This is a genomic window from Oryzifoliimicrobium ureilyticum (genome assembly GCF_037199735.1).
Lineage (GTDB): Bacteria > Pseudomonadota > Alphaproteobacteria > Rhizobiales > Rhizobiaceae > Rhizobium > Rhizobium ureilyticus.
Genome location: NZ_JBBBVQ010000007.1, coordinates 138,270 through 159,836, shown reverse-complemented (window position 1 = coordinate 159,836; position 21,567 = coordinate 138,270). Strand labels below are relative to the sequence as shown.

Here is a 21,567-nt window from a genome sequence, read left to right as displayed (position 1 = left end):
CTAAAATTTGCATCCTATGCCGCAAATCGTTCCGGGCGGAACGTCGCGAGCATGGGGTGACGCAGGCCCGTCGCCATCTCATAGGCCGTCAGTTCTCCGATGATCAGGCCTAGCGTCGCCCCGCTATGGCTGAACGCGACATGACAGTTTTTCACCGATGGCAAAACCCCAACAACCGGCTCGCCGTCGCCTGGGATGGGTTTCGGCCCAGCGCGATACCATTCCACTTGAAGTCTTGGATTGCCGTCCAGTATTTTGGAGGCCTCGGCGAGCAATCCGTCAACCGTCGACTGCTTGACGTGGTAGCTCCCATCGTCTCGCGTTTCGACTTCATCTGCTGCCCAGTCTGCATCAATAAAGAACGAGCCGCCCGGCGCTGGACGAACAGCAACCCGTGGTGTGTTCAAGACAGCTTCCAGAGGATGCTGCAGTGGCTTTGTCGCGACGAGCAGAGCGATCGGCGTCCCATCTTTGATCGGCTGGTTGAGCTCCCCGGCCATTTTCGGAACCGCCGCCCCAGTTGCGATCAATACGGCATCTACGGAGAAGCGTTCACCTTGAATGGTTTCAGCGCCAACCGCGCGTCCATTCTCAACGACAACCTTTGCGCTACCTTGATCGGTGACGAGCTTTCCTCCAGCCTTTTTGAACTCTTCCGCCAGGAATTTTACGAGCGATGGCAAATCAACCCATCCCTCGCCGGGATTGAAAATCGCGCCTTGTGGGGTCACCCTCGCAGGATTAAGGCCGGGTGTCACTGCCGCGATTTCCTTCGGTTCAAGATGTCGAGCATCATAACCGAGGGACACTTCATGTTGAAAAGCGGCTTCGATCTCATTGCTTGCGTCGTCCGCATCCCAAGTCAGGCCCCCCTTGAACGACAGCCACTCCACCGGGCCAAGACGGCTTGCAAGCGTGCGATACCGGTCGATACCGGCCATCCGCAACAGGTGATAGGGATTGGAGCGCATACGCGCAGAATTGAGCCACGAAAGTGATCGACCGGACGCGCCATTGGCCAGAGGTCCGTCATTGATCAACGTGACCGCAACGCCATGGCGTTGGAGGTGAACAGCGCTGGAAATCCCAAAAATGCCGCCGCCTATGATGACTGCCGAGGAAATTTTTGTCTCATTCATTGTCGTTCTTCCAAGTTTGGTTCTTCATAAAAAAGGAAATCAAAGGACTTCCGCCAGGAAGCGCTTGAGGCGTGGGCTCTGGGGAGAGTCAAAGATCGCATCAGGCGCGCCCGCCTCGACGACCCGGCCCTCATCCATGAAGATGACCTGATCGGCAACGCGTCGCGCAAAGCCCATTTCGTGCGTCACGACCACCATCGTCATGCCGCCCTCTCCAAGCTGAGCCATCAGGTTCAACACGCCTTTGACAAGCTCTGGGTCGAGCGCGCTGGTCACTTCATCAAAGAGGATCACTTCAGGATCCATCGCCAGCGCGCGGGCAATGGCGACACGTTGCTGCTGGCCGCCTGACAATCCGCCTGGTCGATGATGCTGACGGCTTGCCAGACCAACATCGGCAAGCCTTGCCTTGGCGATGCGCTCTGCCTCTGCCTTCGGCATGCCCTTGATCTTGATAAGAGAAAGCATGACGTTCTCGAGCGCGGTGTGATCCGGGAAGAGGTTGAAATGCTGGAAAACCATCCCGACGCGTCTGCGCAGCTTTTCCGGCTTCAGCGCGAGGATATCTTCCCGATCGAGCAGGAGCGTGCCGCCTTTGGGCTCCACGAGACGGTTCAGGCAGCGCAGTAGCGTGGATTTTCCAGAGCCCGACGGGCCAATGATGCAGGTCACGCTCCCCGGCTTGACAGTCAGATCCACGCCCTTGAGAACTTCAAGCTCCCCATAGGCCATATGCAGACCTTTCACCTCAAAGCTGCCGCCCTTGAATGCCGGACGACCTTTGTCTTTGGGCCGGTTTGCATCATCCAGTTCCGAGACCTCCTCGAGACCGCTCGTAATGGATGAGGGCCGCTTGCCAAGCCTTAGGCGATTATCGATGGCGTTGACCACATGCGTCAGGGGAACCGTGACAACGAGATAAAAGATGCCGGCGAGCAAAAGCGGTGAAAGATTGCCTGTCACAACGGCCTGATCCTGACCGACGCGGAAAATTTCGCGTTCGGTTGCCAAAAGCCCGAGGAAATAGACAAGGCTCGAATCTTTGACATTGCCGATAAACTGGTTGACGAGCGCCGGCAAAACGCGCCGCACACCCTGCGGTACGACGATCAGCCGCATGCCCTGACCATAACTCATGCTGAGGGCACGGCAGGCCTCCATCTGGCCGCGATCGATGCTCTGTATGCCCGAGCGAAAAATTTCGCCGATATAGGCGCCCGCAATGAGGCTAAGCGCCATGATGCCAAGAGGGTAGGGCGACGGTCCGAAGAGCTCCCGCCCAATGCGCGCGAAGCCTTGGCCGATCAGGAGGATGGTGACGATGGCGGGAAGGCCGCGGAAGATATCGGTATAGATGCGCGCTGGTATGCGCAGCCAGGGCGAGCGCGAGATTCCCATGATAGCGAGGATCATTCCGATGATAACGCCGAGCACGGTCGAAGCTGCCGCAAGGATGAGGGTGTTCTTCAGGCCGACTGTCAGCATGGTCGGCAAAACCTCGGCCATCGCGTTCCAGTCAAAAAAGCTTCGCCGCAGGTTCTCAAACCAGTTCATAAGTGACACTCTCTAGGAGTAAGGAGCACCGCCAGGTCTAGCGGTTGCGAAAGGGCCCCGGTCGCAGGGACCAGGGCCGACTACCTCATTTCTTGGGAAGATATGCCTCTGGCATCGGTGAACCTGGGAACCACTTCTCATAGAGCGTTTTCCACGTGCCGTCCTGCATCGCTTCATGAAGCCCCTTGTTCAAAGCTGTGCGCAAGGCGTCGTTGCCTTTGCGAACGACAAAGCCTGCGGGCGCGTCGAAGCTGGGGATGTTGATGGCGACCTTCAAGCTGGGATAGCGCGTCGTATAGTCCTTGGCCGCTTCGTAATCGAGGAAGTGAGCGTCGACCGTTCCATTGTTGAGAGCCGACACGGCAGAGTTGTTGTCGGGAAATTTGACGAGGTCCGTTTCCGGAAAGTTCTTCTGCGCGTAGATTTCCTGAAGCGTACCTTGTACGACGCCCAACCGTTTGCCTTTCAAGGCGGCGACATCGGTCAGCTTTGCATCTGCCGTCAACACGGAGAGATAACCGGCAAGATAGCCGTCCGAGAAGTCGACGGTCTGTCTGCGCTTTTCAGTGTTGCCGATTGCCGCGACGGCAACATCGAAACGTTCATTTGCGACGGAGGGCAAAAGTGCGGAAAATTCCTGGCCGGTGAAGACGACCTGATCCTTTTTGAAGCCCATACGCTCCGCGACGTTCAGGAACAGCTCGATATCAAAGCCGGTGAAGGTCCCGTCGGCCTTGGTGAAGGTGTAAGGCTTTGAATCGCCCATCGTACCAACGCTGATCACTTTGGGATCGATGAGATTATATGGATTATCTGCAGCAACTGCATTGGTGGCTATGCCGCCTGCAACGGTGGCGGCAACCACGAATGCGGCGGCACGGAAACGGGTCAGCAAGGCGTAAGATATCTGCGCGGGGTTCATTTCTTGTTCTCCATCTGGTGGCAAGTTTTTTGGGACAGGTCTTGAACGTAAGCCGTACCAGAAGGGATATTTTCCCTTCGCGACATCTTCGCCGCCCATCTCTCATCTTTGCAAAGAGACCGGTCTCAGATGTGATGAGACCGGTCTCTTTGCTGTAAACGAATTGATATATTCGCGTTGACCGGCCGTCAATATGTCTTGTAAAGCATTGTTTCATGGATGACGCAAAACCTCAGAAAGCAGCGGCCACGGTCGCCGATGTCGCTCGCGCCGCGGGTGTTTCGAAAGCAACTGCGGCCCGTGTGCTTGGGCGCTACGGGGTTGTCAGTGATGCCGTACGCGAAAGGGTCGAAGCGGTTGCCAAGGAGCTGGAATATCGGCCGAATGAGTTAGCCCGCAGCATGACCACAGGGCGCTCCGGCACGATTGGTGTTGTCGTCGGTGATATAGAGAACCCGTTTTTTAGTTCGGCGGTTCGGGGAATTTCTGATGTTGCGCGTGCTGCTGGCTTCAACGTCGTCCTCGCAAATTCCGGTGAGGACGTCGCCTTTGAACGTTCGGCGGTCAAGATGCTCGTCGCCAAGCGGGTCGATGGCCTCATCGTTTCGCCGGCAAGTGACAGCGATATCGAGCATCTGATAGAAATTCTGAAGACCGGTCGGCCGATAACGTTGCTCGACCGGGCAGTCAAGGAATTGCGCGTTGATATGGCCACGGCCGACGACAGGGCAGCAGCCAGCGCGGTCGCACAATTGCTCATCGATCGCGGCCATCGCAACATTGCCTATCTCACCGCCTGCGGCGTACCGGGGCAAGTCTATCGCGGTCCGGTGGATCTTTATACCGCCTCGGTGCGAGAGCGCGTGGAGGGCTTTATCGACGCCTGCAATCGCAATGCGGTTCAAGGGACGGTAAGGCTAGGTGCCGTCGGCGCCAAACAAACGCGAGCGATCGCAAAGGATTTGCTGGATGGCGACGCTGCCCCGTCGGCAATCATTGCATCTGATAGTTTGATCGCACTCGAACTCTTCAAAGCGGCGCGCGATATGAATATCGGAATTCCGGATCGGCTTGCGCTCGTCTGCTTTCATGACGCTGATTGGACCTCGGTCACCTCGCCTTCGGTCACTGTTGTGCAGCAGCCCGTCTATCAACTGGGAGAAGCCGCCGCTAAAATGTTGATCGAGCGGCTTAAGGGAAAAGCTGGGGCGCCGCGTCATCAGGTTTTACCGACCGCGTTGATCGAACGTGGCTCCACGGCTGGCCTCATTCCAGAGAAGATGTAAAGCCGCCGAATACGCCCTGAGAAAAGCAGAGAGGGTCTCCTTCGCGGTGGGCAGCGCGCAGAACATGCCCGATGAGGATTGTATGATCTCCGGCATCGTGACGAGCGGCAATTGAGCATTCAAACCGTGCGAGCGTCCCGTTGATGATAGGCACACCCTCTTCATTGCCGATCCAGGAAATCCCCTCAAATGCGCTGCCGCTTTTCGCAAAGCGTACGGCGATGGCTGCTTCTTCCTTCGCCAGGACATGAACAGCAAAATGCGTCGCTTCGGAGAAGAAGACATAGCGAGAAGAAGTCTTCGCGACAGACCAGAGGATGAGTGGTGGGTCGAGCGAAACGGATGTAAAGCTGTTGGCCGTCATCCCTAAAGGCCCATTCCCCGTTGCTGTGGTTACGACGGTCACGCCGGTTGCAAAGCGACCTAATGAGCGACGAAACTCATCACCCGTGTTGCCGTTAGGAACAAAGCTTTGCTCTCGTGTGACGGGCCCCGTCTGGAGCGGATTTTGCCTCATGCCACATCTCGGCCAATGGCGGCAGTGTAGAGTTCAAACCAGGCCTGACGATCGATCACGACCTTTGTTGCTTCCGAGATGGTCTTGATGCGCGAAAGGGAGTTGGTACCGAGCACGGGAAGGATCTTTGAAGGATGGGCGAGAAGCCATGCAACGGCGACCGCGCTTTTTTCAGCGCTTTGCGCGGTTGCAATCTTGTCCAATCGATCAGAAAGCGTGCGGTTGGTTGCATCAAAAAGACGTCCCCCACCGAGTGGCGACCACGCCATCGGCTTTACCTGCCGCTCCTGAAGGAATGCAAGATCGCCATTTGTGAAGCAATCGGCTGCCAGCAGGCTGATTTCAATCTGGTTGGTTACCAACCTTTGGCTCATCGCCGACTGTAGAAGGCTAAAGTCCCAGGGTCGGAAATTGGACACACCGACCGCTTTTGCCTTACCTGATGCGACAACCGCATCAAGAGCAGCGCCCGTCTCTTCCGGATCGATCATCGGGTCCGGCCTGTGGATCAAGAGGAGATCGACGTGGTCGGTTCCCATCTCGCGCAAAGAGGTCTCCAGCGATGCTTCGATGTGCCGACGGCTTGTGTCATAATGCTTGACGCGCGCGGCTGCATGGCGTCCAGCCGGTGCAACGATGCCGCACTTCGTCACGATCTCGATGCGATCACGCAAAGAGGGTGTCTCTTTCAGTGCGCCACCGAAGATCGCTTCGCCCGTGTATCCGCCATAAATGTCTGCGTGATCCATGGTTGTAATGCCTTGCTCGAGACAAGCTTCGACTTTCGCTCTCACATGGGCAGACGAAGTGTCGGCATCGTCGCCGAGACGCCATAAACCATAGACAAGGCGGCTAAATTCTACATTGGCGGAGAGGCGGATTCGTTCCATTAGTGACGTTTTCCCGTTCCAAGCGGTGTTGCAGGGGTTGAAGCAGGGACGCGGCCCCGGACATGTGGCAGGGAGCATGTCTTCATCTGCGGCAAGATTCTGGTTCCGAAATGCTCGGCCTCGTCCAGATGCGGATAGCCGGACAGAATGAAAGCGCGAATGCCCATCTTTTGATAATCTTCCAGTTTTGTCAGAACCTGATCGGTTGACCCGACAAGGGCCGCTCCGCATCCAGAGCGCGCGCGCCCGATCTCTGTCCATAAATGCGGTTCGACATAACCATATTGGTCGGCAAGTTCGCGCATGCGTGCCTGATGCGCAACGCCTAGAGAAATGCTGTCATGAGCGCGTTCACGGATCAGTTTTCCATATTCATCGTTCAGCTTTGAAACGAGATGCTCCGCGTAGTCGCGCGCTTCTTTTTCAGTGTCGCGAACAATCACATGTACCCGCAGCCCGTAGTCAAGCGTTCTGCCATGGGCTTCGGCTCTGGCATGAACCGCGCGCATGCGATCAGCAAGCTGCTCGCGCGTTTCCGGCCACATAAGATAAACGTCGCATTGCGCGCCGCACAGTTCGAGAGCGTCAGGGGAATAGCCGCCAAAGTAGAGAAGAGGACCACCGTTCTGCTGATACGGGCGCGCCGGTTCCGTTGAGACGCCCTTGAAGCGATAGATCTCGCCTTCATGATCGATGCTGTCCTGCGTCCATGCTTGGCGCAGGATCTGCACGACTTCATGGCTTCTGAGATAGCGATAAGCGCTATCCGCAACTTCGCCTGGAAAATCCGAACTGATGATATTCAGCGTTAGGCGGCCTTGCAGCATATGGTCGAGCGTCGCGACCGTGCGCGCCAGCATGATCGGCTGCATCTCGCCGCAACGTATAGCTGCCAGGAAGTTAATGTTCTGCGTGATAGGTGCGCAACTGGCGACAAAGCTCAAGGTGTCCTGGCCGACCTGATACGACGAAGGGCACAATATATTGCGGAAGCCGAGCTCTTCTGCCTTCCTGGTAATTGCTGAACAATGCGCCCAACTCGATCGCAGATCGTCTTCAGGCACCCCTAAATAGCGGTAATCGTCCGAGCAGAGCGCCGAAAACCATGAGACCTCGGCGGCATCCAGATCCGGAGAGGTAATCGGCACGACAGTCATCTTCTTCCTCCACGTTCTCGGATTGTCTAATGGGTAGCACTATGCGATACGTAGATCAATCGTGTATCAATTCGAGGGTGACGATACCGCATGAGGCATCTTCGAGGAAGCCTTCCGGCTTATCTTCAGATTGTCGAATTCCTGGTGAGAGAAATTTCTGCCGGCCGTTTGGGCGATGGCGAGAAGCTTCCGCCCGAGCGCGACATGGCAACTAACTTCGGGATCGCCGTTGGAACCCTGAGGAAGGCCTTGGCGGAGCTAGAAACGCGGGGACTTCTTCGTCGCATTCAGGGGTCTGGGAATTACATTCGCGCGATCAGCGATCCTCATAGTATTTATTCGATGTTCCGACTGGAGCTGATTGGCGGAGGCGGGCTGCCGACTGCTGATGTTCTCGATGTCGAAAGACTTGATAAGCCGAGCTTTCTGCCGCCATTTGGGCGTTCGGACCAAGCGCACAGGATCAGGCGATTACGACGGCTTTCAGGTCAGGCCGCAGCCTTGGAGGAAATCTGGCTCGATGGCAGCTTTATCGAGACAATTTCCCGGCAGGATCTCTCAGACTCCCTTTATCTTTTTTACAACACGCGTCTCAGATTGAGGATCATCAAGGCGGAAGATCAAATCGGCCAGGGCCAAGTTCCGGACTGGAGCCCCGCTTCCTTTGGACTTAAGCCGGGCGAAAAAGCTTGCTTGGTTAGCCGCAACAGCTACATGACGGAACAGCGGATTGCCGAAATTTCCTTCAGCTGGTTTGATCACAACGTCGCGCGCTACGTTTCACGATTGAAATAAGCGTCGTGGAAGATATTCGTGGAGGAAGGTTGTTGCCACAAATTGACATTATCAAGAATTCCATTGCTTTTGACCTATTGATAAGTCGTTACAAGAGGGCTCACGTCGGTGACCCCGGAAGTGACTATTAGAGCCGGTACTCTCAGGGCTGCAAGAAAAGGAGAAGGCATGGCCTCTGTAAGCCTGCAGAAGCTTGATAAGAGTTACGGCGCGCTTCACATCGTGAAAGAGATTGATCTCGATATAGCCGATGGTGAGTTTGTTGTTCTGGTCGGTCCATCCGGTTGCGGAAAATCGACGACCTTGCGCATGATTGCCGGTCTTGAGGAGATCAGCGGTGGTCAGGTACTGATTGGTGACAGGGTGGTCAATAAATTGCCGCCACGCGCCCGCGATATCGCGATGGTCTTTCAGGATTACGCGCTTTATCCGCATAAGACAGTCGGCGAAAACATGGCTTTCGGTCTCAAGGTTCGCGGTGTTGCCAAAGACGAGGCTGCGGCGCGCTTGCGCGAGGCTGCCGAGATGCTTGGTATTTCCCATCTGCTCGATCGGCGTCCCGGACAGTTGTCCGGTGGGCAGCGCCAGCGTGTGGCCATGGGGCGCGCATTGGTGCGGCGCCCACAGGTGTTCTTATTTGATGAGCCGCTCTCCAACCTCGATGCGAAATTGCGTGGCGAGGTCCGCACGGAGATCAAACGTCTGCACCAGACAATGGGCACTACCATCATCTATGTGACGCATGATCAGGTCGAAGCCATGACACTCGCCGACCGCATCGTCATCCTCCGTAACGGTGTCATCGAGCAGGTCGGTACACCCGATGAGGTCTACAATCATCCGCATAGCGTGTTTGTTGGCGGCTTCATCGGCTCACCGTCCATGAATTTCACAAAAGCCAGAGTGAGCGGCAACCGCATCATTCTGGATGAAGAAAATTCTCTTCCGCTTGCGACGGGGCGGCCGAGAAACACTGTGGTCAGCGAAGGGCAGGAGGTTCTTGTCGGTTTGCGTCCCGAACATTTTGCGCCTTTGCAGGAGGGAAGCGTCGAACTGACTGTGACGGTACAGATCGTCGAGCCGCTCGGCTCCGATACACTGATTCATTTTAAGCTTGGAAATTCTTCTGTCACCGCCAGAATGCCACCGGATTTTCGCGCGGCATCCGGCCAGAAGGTTACGATCGGGGTCAACCCCGCCAAGCTTCATCTTTTTGACATAGCATCAGAAAAGGTGCTGAAGTGAACAATGGGGGACGATGTCAACGACATCGTCGAAGTGGAGGGAAACATATGTTGAGACAAGCGGCCTTCGCCGTAGCCTTGTGCATGGCAGTGGGGGAACTTTCGTCGCCTGCGCTGGCCGATACGCAGCTGAAAATTTTTATTTCCGCGCAAAACCAGCCCGACGTCTGGCGAGAGGTGCTGGACCGCTATGAGGTGCAACATCCAGGTGTCAAGGTAACGATCGAAACGGGTGGAAATACCTCAGAACTTCAGGCGCAATATCTCAACACGGTAATGTCTGCAAAGGATCCGGGCCTGGATGTCCTACAGCTTGACGTCATTCGTCCAGCGCAGTTTGCCGCAGCGGGTTGGACGAGCGAGTTCGCCGGCAAGAATATGAGTTCGTATCTGCCCACATATGCCGAGGCAAATACGGTCGATGGCAAGATTGTCGCTTTGCCGGCTTTTGCCGATTCCATGTTTCTCTACTACCGCAAAGACTTACTCGATAAATACAAGATAGCCCCGCCCAAGACCTGGGATGAATTGAAGGCGGCGGCCAAGACCGTGCTTCAAGGAGAAGGCGGCGGCGACCTGCAGGGCCTTTCTTTTCAGGGCAAGGCGATCGAGGGAGCTGTCTGCACATTCCTCGTGCCCTATTGGAGCCAGGGAAAGAACCTCATCGAAAACGGCAAGCTGACCTTCGACAAAGATGCCGCGGCGAAGTCGCTCAGTCTTTGGAAGAGTTTCGTCGACGAGGGAATAGCCAAGAAGAACATTTCCGAAGTCGCGACAGACGATACGCGTAAAGAGTTTCAGGCGGGTAAAGTCCTCTTTGCGGTCAACTGGTCCTATGCTTGGGCACATTTCCAAGGTAAAGATTCGACCGTCGCCGGAAAGGTCGGCGTCGCGCGCTTGCCGGCCCTTGGCAATGGCTCTCAAGCAACGTGCCTAGGCGGCTGGGAGTTTGGCGTATCGGCCTTTTCGGCCAATCAGGAGGAAGCCAAGAAGCTTGCCGATTATCTGAGCAGTCAGGACGTGTCCAAGTTCATGGCGGTCAATGGAGCCTTGCTGCCGACTTATGCCGATCTTTACAAAGACCGTGATGTCTTGAAGGCTGCGCCGTGGTTTTCCGAGGCACTTCCGGTGGTGGAGACGGCCAAAAGTCGCCCTGTGACGCCGCGTTATAACGAGGTCAGCGAGATTATACGCACGACGGTCAACGGCGTTCTGGCAGGCGTGACGGCGCCCGACACGGCCGCAGACCAGATGCAGAGCCGGCTTCGCCGCATCTTTCGGTAAATCTTTTTTCTATAGGCATGAGGAAAGCAGGCCGCCGGCGAGGCCTGCTATCTCCTGGTGAAGATATAGAGACATTGATAATGGGAATATTGTGATTCAGGACGATCAGGTGGCGGTGGGTGTATCGCAGGTTAAGGGCAACCGAGATGAAGCCTTGGGAGGGTGGACGCGTTGGCTGGATCTCGGCGATCGCGCGCTTGCCGTCGTGCTGCTCGCGCCTGTTGCCATTCTTCTTGCCGTGCTGATCATCTATCCCGTCGGTCGCCTGATCTATTCGAGCTTTTTCGATCTTTCGCTGACATCCGGGCTACCCGCACAGTTCATCGGTTTCGACAATTACCGATCCATGCTTGACGACCCGACATTCTGGGAAGCAACGTGGAATACGATCTTGATCACGGTTGTCACAGTTCCTGGTGCCCTGCTGGTTGGTCTCGCCCTGGCGCTGCTTGCTAACCTGCCGTTCAGGCAAAAATGGCCGGTACGACTGTCCCTTCTTATTCCTTGGGCTTTACCGCTTTCCTTCGCGGGCCTGATCTTCGCTTGGTTCTTTCATTCGGAATACGGTGTCGTCAACGATATCCTGATGCGTCTTGGTTTTCAGGGCATCATCTGGTTCAACTCGCCCGAATGGGCACTTGCTGCCATTTGTCTGACGATCACGTGGAAAACATCGTCATTTATGGCGCTGATCATCCTGGCGGGCCTTCAGACCATTCCGAAATCGCTCTATGAGGCCGCAGATGTGGATGGAGCCGGGCGCATCAGGCAATTTTTTGAAATCACTTTGCCGCTATTGAAACCTTCGATCATTGTCGCACTGATCTTCCGCACCATTACGGCGCTCCAGACCTTTGACATTCCCTTCATGATGACGGGCGGCGGCCCTGGGACGTCCACAGCAACGCTTGCCATGTATATCCATCAAAATACTGTGTCGTTCCTTGATCTTGGCTATGGGTCCGCTCTCGCTGTCGTCATGTTTCTTCTGTCGATGGTGATTACCGCGCTTTACCTGCGCATCATCAGGACGCGGATCTGACCGATGAATCTCGAACGTTCCTCCAACTCGTACCGCTCTGTTTTTTCCGGCAAGCCGCTTCGCTTCATCGCGGCGAGTATTCTTTTGGTCAACGGGTTATTTCCTGCCATCTGGATCTTGTTTACGTCGCTTAAGACTGAGGCGGAATTGACGCTAAAGCCGATCAGTTGGCTTCCGCATTCTCCTACCATCGCAAATTACATCACGGCTTTTTCCGATCAGCCGTTGCATCTGTTTCTGTTCAACAGTTTTATGGTCTCGCTGCTATCGACCTGCCTGACATTGTTAATTTCCATTATGGCAGCTTACGCATTGGCACGGCTTCAGATCCCCTATCGTGGCTTGATCCTGGCTGCGATCATTGCCGTCTCGACCTTTCCGCTGGTGACATTGCTTGTCCCGTTGTTCGAAATCATGCGGGCGCTCAATCTTCTCAACACCTGGACTGCACTCATCTTGCCCTACACGATCCTTTCGCTACCGGTATGCACGCTGATCCTCGTGTCATTTTTCGAGGGAATCCCACGTGATCTGGAAAATGCCGCAATGATCGATGGTTGCACGCGCTTAGGCGCATTGTTCAAGATCGTCGTACCGCTCTGCGCGCCTGGCGTCTTCACGGCTGGGATCTTGTCCTTCGTCAATGCCTGGGACGAATTTCTGCTCGCCTTGTCGTTCAACTCCAATCCCGCACTCCGTACGCTGCCCGTCGGGATTCAGCTTTATCAGGGCGAGTTCGCCTTTCCCTGGCCTGTCATCTCTGCGGCGCTGGTCGTGGGCATTGTGCCCGTTGCCATCCTGATCGTCATCTTCCAGGAGCGTGTGGTTTCCGGCCTGACGAGCGGCGGCATTAAAGGATGATCATGCTTGAGGAACAGTCTGTCGTCTGTGATACGGCAAACGAGGTTAGAGATTGGGGTTCACGATCTGCGGGCGATTATGCAACAATCAGGCTGCAGGCCTTGCCGGACGGTTTCAAGGTCTACCTCGGCGGCCATCTCGTCCTCTCGCACAGCGCAGCTTCGCCCTGCTTTTTCGTCGGTATCGGCCAAGAGCGGATCGATATGTATCGCGGCAATTTCGACATCGAAGATTACGTTGTCGAGCGAAGCCCGCTAAGATACGCGCAAATCGAGAACAACAACGTCCTTCTTGCTGTTGCAGAAGGTCACGCACCGCGGCTTCGACTGATCGTGAACGCGGGGTCGATTGCCATTGAGCCAATGGACACAACGATCAATCGGCTTTGGCTGCGGATCGCTGCGGAAGCCGGTGAGCATGTCTGGGGTGGCGGCGAGCAAATGTCCTATTTCGACATGCGCGGCCGACGCTTTCCCCTTTGGACGTCCGAACCCGGTGTTGGACGTGACAAGTCGAGCGAGCTAACGTTCAAGGCAGATATTACGGCAAGAGCAGGCGGCGATTACTACCACACAAACTACCCGCAACCGACCTATATTTCCTCTCGGCATTATGCGCTGCATGTCGAGACCACCGCTTACAGCGTCTTCGATTTCCGCCGCAACGAGTTCCACGAGATTGAGATCTGGGCAATTCCGGAGAGGATCGAACTCTACGGAGCGGCCAGTTTCATTGAACTCGTCGAGACATTATCCGGTCGCTTCGGCCGGCAACCCGCCCTGCCAGACTGGGTCTATAATGGCGCAATTATCGGCCTCAAGGATGGCGTCAACTCGTTTACCCGTCTGGAAAAGATGCTTGACGCAGGCGTTGCCGTTTCCGGTTTATGGTGCGAGGATTGGGTGGGCCTTCGCCAAACGTCCTTTGGCGCGCGATTGTTTTGGGACTGGCAGGCAAATGAACTGCGTTACCCTCAGCTTCACCAACGAATTGACGAACTGAGATCAAAAGGAATTCGCTTTCTCGGTTACGTCAACCCCTACCTGTGCACGGACGGCAGTCTCTTTCCCGTTGCCGAGGCCGCCGGCTATCTCGCGACCAGCAGCGAGGGCGGCACCGCGCTTGTCGATTTCGGTGAATTCGACTGCGGTGTGATCGACTTCACAAATCCTGACGCTGCTGCATGGTTCGCTGACACCGTCATCGGCCGCAATATGTTGGATTACGGTTTGAGCGGCTGGATGGCCGATTTCGGGGAGTATCTGCCAGTCGATGTCGAACTGGCCAATGGGACCGATGCAAAACTCATGCATAATGCATGGCCAACGCTTTGGGCCGAGGTAAATGCCAGGGCAGTCGAAAGCCGAGGCAAGACCGGCGATGCTCTCTTCTTCATGCGAGCCGGTTTCACCGGTGTGCAAAAGCACTGTCCGCTCCTCTGGGCCGGCGATCAGTCAGTCGATTTCTCCCGACATGACGGGCTTGTGACCGTTATCTGCGGCGCACTAGCCTCCGGCCTGCTCGGCAATGCCTATCATCATTCCGACATTGGCGGCTATACGAGCCTTTTTGGCAATGTTCGCTCTGCAGAGCTAATGATGCGATGGGCGGAAATGGCCGCCTTTACTGCCGTCATGCGTACCCATGAAGGAAACAGGCCGCGCGAAAATCTGCAAGTCGACGAAGATCCTAGCGTCCTTGCTCACTTTGCGCGCATGACGCAGATCTATGTGCGCCTTGCACCCTACTTGAAAGCGCTTTCTGTAGAAGCTGCGGATCGGGGACTTCCAGTACAGCGTCCACTTTTCCTTCATCATGAAGACGATCAGCGGACCTATCAAATACAGGACAGCTATCTCTATGGTGCCGATCTGCTTGTTGCGCCAGTCTGGCAGGCAGGACAGACGACGCGTCGTGTCTATCTGCCAACTGGCACAGCATGGATCCACCTTTGGAGCGGTCGTCAATATGACGGTGGAACCGAGGTCGAGATCGATGCTCCATTCGGCGAGCCCGCTGTTTTCCGCCGAAACGACAGCGCTTTCGCATCGCTCTTCGATAGCCTTAGAGACATCGAGAGGTGAATCGTAGCCTCGCATAGTACAGCAACTGAACGACATTCGCTCGAACGGGCCCGATATCGTTTTCTAATTGCGAGTGTTTAAAAAAGGAGACCCACTTCCGTTTGACCTGAAGCATCATCATCAGGCGGATAAAAAGGGATAATGAAAAGTTTTTCGTCATAAAAACTGAGTGCGATTATATGCACGAACATGAAATGAAACTGAGGATGCGTAATAAATTTCGCTGCTGAGCTCAGATTCACGCAAAGATTGGCTTTTTCTCCTGCTTTAAATCTTTCTGGATGAGAAGCGACATGGCCGCTGGGAGCAGCGTCAAGGTAAGCACCGTGGCAACCGTAAGCCCGCCGATGATCGCAATCGCCATAGGCTTCCAGAAGATTTCACCGGCAATCGGGACCATGCCAAGAATGGCAGCACAGGCCGTCAACAAGATGGGTCTTGCGCGATGACGCGTTGCCGACAGGATCGCATTGCGCGCGTGCATTCCCGTTTGGATGTTTTGATCAATTTCTTGAATGAGCAAGACGGCATTGCGGATGATCATGCCGGACAGGGCAATGACGCCAAGCTGTGCTACGAAGCCCATGGGGGTACCTGCCGGCAACATAGCGCCCACGACACCGATCAATCCAAACGGCGCCATGCTCAGAGCAATCCCCATGCGTGAAAAGCTTTTCAACTGAATGATCAGCAGAAAGGCGATCACAAACAACATCATGGGTATAATGGCAATAATGGAAGAATTACCTTTTGCGGACTCTTCGGAAATCCCGCCTGCCGTGATGGAATAGCCCATAGGCAAATTCGATCTCAGCGTATTGAGCTCATCATCCAGCCTGGCTGCGACGCTGGCGGCTTGCGCGGGGTCTTGAACATCGGCCTGCACGGTAATCATCGGCTTGCCCTGACGTCGCCAGATAATGGGATCTTCCATACCGTTCTCGATGCTCGCGATCTGACGGACCGGAATATAGGATCCGTCCGCAGTCCGGAGCTGGATATTACCGATGTCGGCCACCGATTTGCGCTCGGTGTCATCTCCTTTGACGACCACATCGACCAGTCTGTCTTTGTCACGCACAGTCGTCACTGTTGAACCTGAGTAGATCGCAGCAACCTGGCTTGCGATCGACTCCGAGCTGATCCCCAGGGCTCGTGCCTGCACTTGGTTGACGTCGATGGTAACGGTTTTTTGCGGCTCGCCGGCAGTGAGATTGACATCGCGGGTTGAGCGATCCCGGCCGAGAATGTCCGCCACCTTTGCGGATAAAAGGCGAACTTGCTTGTAATCGGGACCGGCAACCCTGAACTTCAGAGGCCATCCCACGGGAGGGCCAAGCTCAAGAGGCGACACGCGCGAAATGATATCGGGAAAGCGCTCGGCAAGCACGGCCTCAATATGCCGGCGAACGGCTTCTCGTTTTTCAACGCTTTTGGCGACGACCACTGTCTCCGTGACGTTGTCATTGTCGAGCTGCAGGTCCATCGGCAGATAAAAGCGAATGGAGCCTGACCCGATATAGGTGATGAAATGATCGACATTCCGGTCGGACCTGAGGATCGCCTCGAGCTCTTTTGCGCGCCGGTCTGTGGCTTCTCTCGATGCATTTTGCGGCAAGGTAAGGCTGATCAAAAGCTCCGGCCGGTCTGAAGAGGGAAAGAACTGTTGTTGAAGTTGCCCGGCGCCGAGCAACGACAATCCCAAAGCAACCAGGGCAACGACAACCGTCAGTTTACGACGCTTCAGTATCCATTTTTGTATTCTATGAAAGGCAAACGTCGCCGACCCCACTCTGTGATGGCCTTTGGCAATCTTGACGGGAAGGATCCACGTTCCAAGGATCGGCGAAAACAGGACGGCGACGATCCAGGACGATATAAGTGCGATCAGCACGACCATAAATAACGAGAATGTGTATTCCCCCGCGCTCGAGGCTGCAAAGCCGATGGGCATAAAGCCTGCAATCATCACCAGCGTTCCCGTCAGCATCGGAAAGGCCGTCGTCTCATAGGCATGTGTTGCAGCAGAGTTGCGCGACTTGCCCTGCTCAAGGCAGGAGATCATGCTCTCTACCGTAATCATCGCGTCATCGACGAGAAGGCCAAGCGAAATGATCAAGGCGCCGAGAGAGATCCGTTGTAGTCCAATCCCGGCAATTTCCATACCGACAAAGGTGAGTGCAAGAACAAGCGGAATGGAAGCCGTAATCACAAGGCCAGCCCGCCAGCCGAGGGATAGGAAAGAAACGGCAAGCACGATGACGATCGCTTCGATCAGGGTTTTCATGAAGCCATTGACGGCGTCTTGAACGACGGTGGATTGGTCAGCGACTTTGGTCATGTCAATGCCATGAGGGAGTCGATCGGCAATCGTCTTCATTCGCTCGTCCAGAGATCGACCAAAGGCGAGTATGTTTCCGTCTTTCGCCATAGAGATGGCCAGACCAATAACATCCTTCCCATTCACCCTCACGGACGCGGCTGGTGGATCCATGGTTTTACGAGAAATGTCGGCGATGGAGTTCAAACGGATAAAGCGGTTCCCGAAATTCAGCGTAACGTCACGCAGCATGTCCTCGGAAGCGAAAGCACCGCTGACCCTCACGGACACCTTTTCCTCACCCGTTTCGATCGTCCCGATCGGACTGACGGCATTCTGCGCGCGTAATGCATCGATCGCGGCAGAGGGGTCGATTCCAAGACTTGCCAGACGGCTGGACGAAAAGGTAACGACGATCTGCTCGTCCTGCGCTCCCAGGATATTGACTTTGCCAATGTCAGGCAGATCGAGGATATCCTGACGGACAGCTTCTACCCGGTCTCTCAGTTCGCGCTGGGTAAATCCATCGCTTCTGAAAGCGTAGATGCTGCCGAACGTGTCGCCGAACTCGTCATCAAAGAATGGACCTTGCACGCCCTCGGGTAGGGTCGCCGAAATATCGGAAATCTTCTTGCGCACTGTGTACCAGATCCTATCGATCTGGTCGGGCGGCGTGTCGTCGCGCAGGTTGACCATGATGACGGCCTGACCGGGACGAGTATAGCTCTGGGTGTAATCGAGATGCGGAGTCTCCGCGAGCTTCTTTTCCAGCTTGTCGGTCAGAAGGTTCGCCGTGTCAGTAACGCTGGCACCCGGCCAACGCGCGCCGACCACCATGGTTTTTATGGTGAAAGGCGGGTCCTCGTTGCGGGACAGCTTTTGGTAGCTAAGACTGCCGGCAACAAAGGCGGCCAGCATCAGGAAAATGACAACAGGCTTTTGATCGATTGCCCATTGCGAAAGGTTGAACCGGATCTTTTGCTGAATCATTTTGACGTTCATAGGGTGCCGTCCTTCTCGAGGCTGACCTTCTCCCCGTTGCGCAGCTTGCTGACGCCAGCCGTTGCCACGATGTCTCCATCGGCAAGGCCGTCTGAGATGTACATGTTCTGGTCGGCGTAGCGCTCTATGGTCACGGGGCGTAGAGAAAGCGCCTGCTGAGCTGCCTCGAATACGAAGACGGCCTGCTTACCCGCATCGTTTGCCAAAGCAGAAGATGGAACTTTGAAAAGATGCTTTGGTGACAAAACGACCTTGCCAAGGACGGCTGCACCGAGCGGAAAGTCACTCGCGGTACCATCCAGTCCGACCTTGACGCGGTAGGTGCGCGTCGTCGCATCCGCCATCGGTGTGACTTCACGGACTTTTCCCATCGCTTTTTGGGAGGGGGCAGAGATGAGGTTTACCTCGACATCGCTGTCGGCGAGCTTTTGATCCAGCAATTGCTCAGGCACGTCAAAAACGGCATCTAGTTCGGTGTTTGTGCTGAGCGTCAGGATTGTCTGGCCCGCCGACACGGTTTGGCCAGTGTTGACTGCCACGCCGGAGACAATGCCATCACGTGGGGCTTTTACATCGGTATAGGAGAGGGTCTGTTCCGCATTGGCAAGGGCTGCCGTTGCAATCTCCTGCTTGGCTTTGGCCGCTTCCAGATTGGCGTCACCTTGCTCAACTTGAGCAAGAGAGATCGCGTTCTTTGAGAAGAGCTCCCAGTTGCGACCTGCAGTCAGATCGGCAATGTGGGCATCGGATGTTGCCGCATCGAGTTGTGCCTTGGCCGATGCCACGTTGTTGATCGACGGTGTCTTGTCGACGGAGGCGACAAGATCGCCTGCTTTGACCTCCGTGCCGGTATCAACGCGATAGGACAGTAGGCCATCGAGCCTAAAGCTCATCGGCGTTTCATACCGTGGTCGGATTTCTCCTGTTTGACTGAAGGTATCTCCGATCAGTTCGGATTTGACTGTGACAGTGCGAATGGGACGCGGCGGCTTTGGCGCAGCGGTCTGCTCATCCGAGCATGCGCTTACAATACCGGTAGCTAACGTCAGGCTGACTGCTAGAAAACGCCTTGTCTCTTTTGCTCGATATAGCGGCATGGAAACTCCACTTTGCTCCACGATCCTCCGACTTTGCATGGATCGCATGCACCGCTTGTCTCACCTTCCGGGCAGATGATGTGTTGAATGATGTTAAGTTTTGTGTCTGATCGAAGGGTTGTTGAGCATGGCTGCAACAAAACTTAACAATAAGCCCGCCGCAGAGCCGTCGCCGATATGGTAAAGCAAGGGCGCGCATGGTTTGGAATGGCGATCGCATGGATCAGAACGAACGTTTAGGGTTGGAAAGCCCTCGCATTCTTATTGTCGAGGACGACGTCCAGATTGCAGACATGCTTCGTGCAAGTCTTATCGAGCAGGGCATGCTCGTCGAAGTCGCCGGTGATGGGACGGCGATGGATGCCAAAATGCGTGCCATGGCCTTCAGCCTTGTGATCCTCGATGTCATGCTGCCGGGAGAAGACGGCTTTAGCATTTGCCGCAAGCTTCGCGCCTCCAGTGATCTGCCGATTTTGATGCTGACCTCGGTTGGTAGCGATGTCGACCGGATCGTCGGATTGGAACTTGGTGCGGATGATTATGTGACGAAGCCATTCGTGCTGAGAGAACTCATGGCGCGAGTCAAGGGACTGTTGCGGCGGGCGAAATCCGCGGCGGTCAAGAGCGATGCAGGACGCAAGCGCCAATTTCGCTTTGAGGGATGGCGGGTTGATCCGGTTCGACGCCAGGTACACGATCCAAGCAATGCCCGCGTTTCCATGACCACTCACGAATTTGACCTGCTTTTGGCCTTTTGTAACAATCCAGGGCGGGTACTGACGCGCGAGGAATTATTGACGGTCACTCATGCCGGTCTTGCCGGTCCCATCGAGCGGAGCGTCGATGTTCATATCAGTCGTCTAAGGCAGAAGATCGAAGCCGACCCCAAGGATCCTGTCTTGCTCAAAACAGTCCGTCTCGGCGGTTATTTGTTTGCTGCCGATGTGGAAGAGATCGATGGATAGGTCTTTGCTCAACGCCCCGAAAACTCTGCGCGGACAGATTATTCTCATCATTCTCGCGGCTCTTGTGATCGTCATCTTTGGCGGACGCGCCCTGGAGCGGTTTGTCCGTGATAGTTACGCAGTGCCCAATCTCGAAAATGCAGCCGAGCAGGTGAGGACGATCGCAAGTCTCCTGTGCAACGCCTCGTCCACCGAGCGTGATATCATCCTTTCAAATGCGCGTCGTGCAGGTCTGGATCTTCGCGTGGAGCCTCTTACAGCCTCCGAGGATTTTACCACGTCTCCTGAGATGCAGGGCTTGGCGGAGAAGACGGTCGACTTTTTGTTTCCTCCTGATGGAGATGAACCTCTTGGCGGCTGGCGCGCCTTTAAGGACGGTCATCGCGTCATCGCGGAAAGGATAGACGATGGCAGCATGCTCGTTTTCTTCGGATTTCCCGACGCGATCTTGACGACCACCTTCTTCGCTCAGAGCTTCTATTATGTGGTGGCTGTCATCACCCTCATCAGCTTCTTTTTCGTTTTTGCCATTCGTGCTGTGACCGAACCGATCAAGAAGATATCGCACGCCGCTATGCAGGCTAATATCAATGACAGCGGGCAGATCTTCGCGGAAGAAGGTTCAGTCGAGATACGTTCGCTCGCTCATGCGCTTAACGGGATGCGTCACCGAATAAAGACGATGGTCGAGGCGCGCACCCGCATGCTGCGCGGCATCAGCCACGATGTTCGCACGCCTTTGACCCGGCTTCGGCTCCGCGCGGAGCGGATGGAGAATGACGCTGTTAAGGATGCTCTGCTCGCCGATATCGATCATATTGACAAACTCCTGACCGAAAGTCTGAATTATCTGCGCGACGACTATGCGATGGAGGCCGTTGAGCGGGTCGATCTCGGCAGCCTTTTGCAAACTGCCTGCAACGATTTCGCGGATGTGGGATACGATGTTTCCTATCAGGGTCCCAACAAGTTGACGGCGGAGTGTCGCCCAACCTCTATAACACGCGCCGTGACCAATCTCTGCGCCAATGCGGTGAAATTCGCATCGCATGTTGAGGTTGGACTTTCGCAAGAAGGGGACGACTATGTGATTGCCGTCATTGATGATGGCCCGGGCATTCCGGACCATCTTCTCGATAAGGTTTTTGAACCCTTCTTCAAGGTTGACGCCTCGCGTCGCGATAAAGATGCCGGTTTTGGCCTCGGGCTTTCGATCGTTGCCGAAATCGCTCATCTGCATCATGGGAGCATCACGCTTGCCAAGCGTCAGCCTCACGGGCTTATCGCTGAACTGAGAATACCCGTGTCAACCTTGGGGAGTTCTTCTTATTAGCGTTTTCGATCCCGATGACCGTCTTGCTCAATTTGATTTCCTGCAAGAGCGACAGATAGGCATCGTTCGATGAAC

At 55.3% G+C, this 21,567-nt stretch carries 17 protein-coding genes; 9 read left to right on the top strand and 8 right to left on the bottom strand.

Going from position 1 to position 21,567, the window contains the following annotated elements; translation table 11 throughout:
• Positions 1 to 14: 14 nt before the first annotated feature.
• The 3 genes from VQ830_RS11870 to VQ830_RS11860 form a co-directional block, all read right to left on the bottom strand.
• Positions 15 to 1,139 carry an NAD(P)/FAD-dependent oxidoreductase gene (locus VQ830_RS11870; protein WP_337268309.1) on the bottom strand — a complete coding sequence of 375 codons (1,125 nt, stop codon included), beginning with the start codon at positions 1,137 to 1,139 and terminating at the stop codon, positions 15 to 17.
• A gap of 39 nt (positions 1,140 to 1,178) precedes the next feature.
• Complete coding sequence (locus VQ830_RS11865; protein WP_337268308.1) at positions 1,179 to 2,693, bottom strand: amino acid ABC transporter permease/ATP-binding protein; 1,515 nt, start codon at positions 2,691 to 2,693, stop codon at positions 1,179 to 1,181.
• A gap of 85 nt (positions 2,694 to 2,778) precedes the next feature.
• The gene (locus tag VQ830_RS11860; protein ID WP_337268307.1) at positions 2,779 to 3,615 is read right to left on the bottom strand and encodes an ABC transporter substrate-binding protein; all 837 of its coding nucleotides are present in this window, start codon (positions 3,613 to 3,615) and stop codon (positions 2,779 to 2,781) included.
• 215 nt (positions 3,616 to 3,830) lie between these two features.
• On the opposite strand from VQ830_RS11860, the gene VQ830_RS11855 reads away from it, so the two are divergent.
• Positions 3,831 to 4,901, top strand: a complete 1,071-nt coding sequence (locus tag VQ830_RS11855) for a LacI family DNA-binding transcriptional regulator (protein WP_337268306.1) — start codon at positions 3,831 to 3,833, stop codon at positions 4,899 to 4,901.
• Here the strand turns inward: VQ830_RS11855 and VQ830_RS11850 are convergent.
• Genes VQ830_RS11850 through VQ830_RS11840 form a run of 3 tightly spaced genes read right to left on the bottom strand, consistent with a single transcriptional unit; the run spans position 4,882 to position 7,465 of the window.
• A complete protein-coding gene (locus VQ830_RS11850) occupies positions 4,882 to 5,418 on the bottom strand; it encodes a flavin reductase family protein (protein WP_337268305.1) in 537 nt (178 codons plus the stop codon). The genes VQ830_RS11855 and VQ830_RS11850 overlap by 20 nt on opposite strands.
• Positions 5,415 to 6,308, bottom strand: coding sequence for an aldo/keto reductase (locus VQ830_RS11845; RefSeq protein WP_337268304.1), 894 nt, complete (start codon positions 6,306 to 6,308; stop codon positions 5,415 to 5,417). Before VQ830_RS11845 ends, VQ830_RS11850 begins: the two co-directional genes overlap by 4 nt.
• Positions 6,308 to 7,465, bottom strand: coding sequence for an LLM class flavin-dependent oxidoreductase (locus VQ830_RS11840; RefSeq protein WP_337268303.1), 1,158 nt, complete (start codon positions 7,463 to 7,465; stop codon positions 6,308 to 6,310). Before VQ830_RS11840 ends, VQ830_RS11845 begins: the two co-directional genes overlap by 1 nt.
• A gap of 90 nt (positions 7,466 to 7,555) precedes the next feature.
• Between VQ830_RS11840 and VQ830_RS11835 the strand changes: the two genes are divergently transcribed.
• From VQ830_RS11835 to VQ830_RS11810, 6 genes are all read left to right on the top strand, one after another.
• The gene (locus tag VQ830_RS11835; RefSeq protein WP_337268302.1) at positions 7,556 to 8,260 is read left to right on the top strand and encodes a GntR family transcriptional regulator; all 705 of its coding nucleotides are present in this window, start codon (positions 7,556 to 7,558) and stop codon (positions 8,258 to 8,260) included.
• 168 nt (positions 8,261 to 8,428) lie between these two features.
• Positions 8,429 to 9,505 carry an ABC transporter ATP-binding protein gene (locus tag VQ830_RS11830; RefSeq protein ID WP_337268301.1) on the top strand — a complete coding sequence of 359 codons (1,077 nt, stop codon included), beginning with the start codon at positions 8,429 to 8,431 and terminating at the stop codon, positions 9,503 to 9,505.
• A gap of 47 nt (positions 9,506 to 9,552) precedes the next feature.
• Positions 9,553 to 10,788 (top strand): ABC transporter substrate-binding protein, encoded by a 1,236-nt coding sequence (locus VQ830_RS11825; RefSeq protein ID WP_438617754.1) that lies wholly within the window; start codon positions 9,553 to 9,555, stop codon positions 10,786 to 10,788.
• A 115-nt stretch (positions 10,789 to 10,903) separates the two neighbouring features.
• Entirely contained in the window at positions 10,904 to 11,830 is a 927-nt protein-coding gene (locus VQ830_RS11820) for a carbohydrate ABC transporter permease (RefSeq protein ID WP_337268393.1), read from the top strand.
• Between the two features lie 3 nt (positions 11,831 to 11,833).
• A complete protein-coding gene (locus tag VQ830_RS11815; protein ID WP_337268300.1) occupies positions 11,834 to 12,691 on the top strand; it encodes a carbohydrate ABC transporter permease in 858 nt (285 codons plus the stop codon).
• An 86-nt stretch (positions 12,692 to 12,777) separates the two neighbouring features.
• Positions 12,778 to 14,775, top strand: coding sequence for an alpha-glucosidase (locus VQ830_RS11810; RefSeq protein WP_438617785.1), 1,998 nt, complete (start codon positions 12,778 to 12,780; stop codon positions 14,773 to 14,775).
• A gap of 238 nt (positions 14,776 to 15,013) precedes the next feature.
• Here VQ830_RS11810 and VQ830_RS11805 read toward each other — a convergent pair whose 3' ends face one another.
• Together VQ830_RS11805 and VQ830_RS11800 are read right to left on the bottom strand one after the other, a co-directional pair.
• On the bottom strand, positions 15,014 to 18,097 hold the full coding sequence (locus VQ830_RS11805; RefSeq protein ID WP_337268298.1) for an efflux RND transporter permease subunit: 3,084 nt from the start codon (positions 18,095 to 18,097) through the stop codon (positions 15,014 to 15,016).
• Positions 18,094 to 19,194: an efflux RND transporter periplasmic adaptor subunit gene (locus tag VQ830_RS11800; RefSeq protein WP_337268297.1), complete on the bottom strand. Its 1,101-nt coding sequence runs from the start codon at positions 19,192 to 19,194 to the stop codon at positions 18,094 to 18,096. Before VQ830_RS11800 ends, VQ830_RS11805 begins: the two co-directional genes overlap by 4 nt.
• Before the next feature lie 218 nt (positions 19,195 to 19,412).
• Between VQ830_RS11800 and VQ830_RS11795 the strand changes: the two genes are divergently transcribed.
• Both VQ830_RS11795 and VQ830_RS11790 read left to right on the top strand, forming a co-directional pair.
• Complete coding sequence (locus VQ830_RS11795) at positions 19,413 to 20,159, top strand: response regulator (protein ID WP_337268296.1); 747 nt, start codon at positions 19,413 to 19,415, stop codon at positions 20,157 to 20,159.
• Positions 20,152 to 21,492, top strand: coding sequence for an ATP-binding protein (locus VQ830_RS11790; protein ID WP_337268295.1), 1,341 nt, complete (start codon positions 20,152 to 20,154; stop codon positions 21,490 to 21,492). The genes VQ830_RS11795 and VQ830_RS11790 overlap by 8 nt, the downstream gene beginning before the upstream one ends.
• The last annotated feature ends 75 nt before the right edge of the window (positions 21,493 to 21,567 follow it).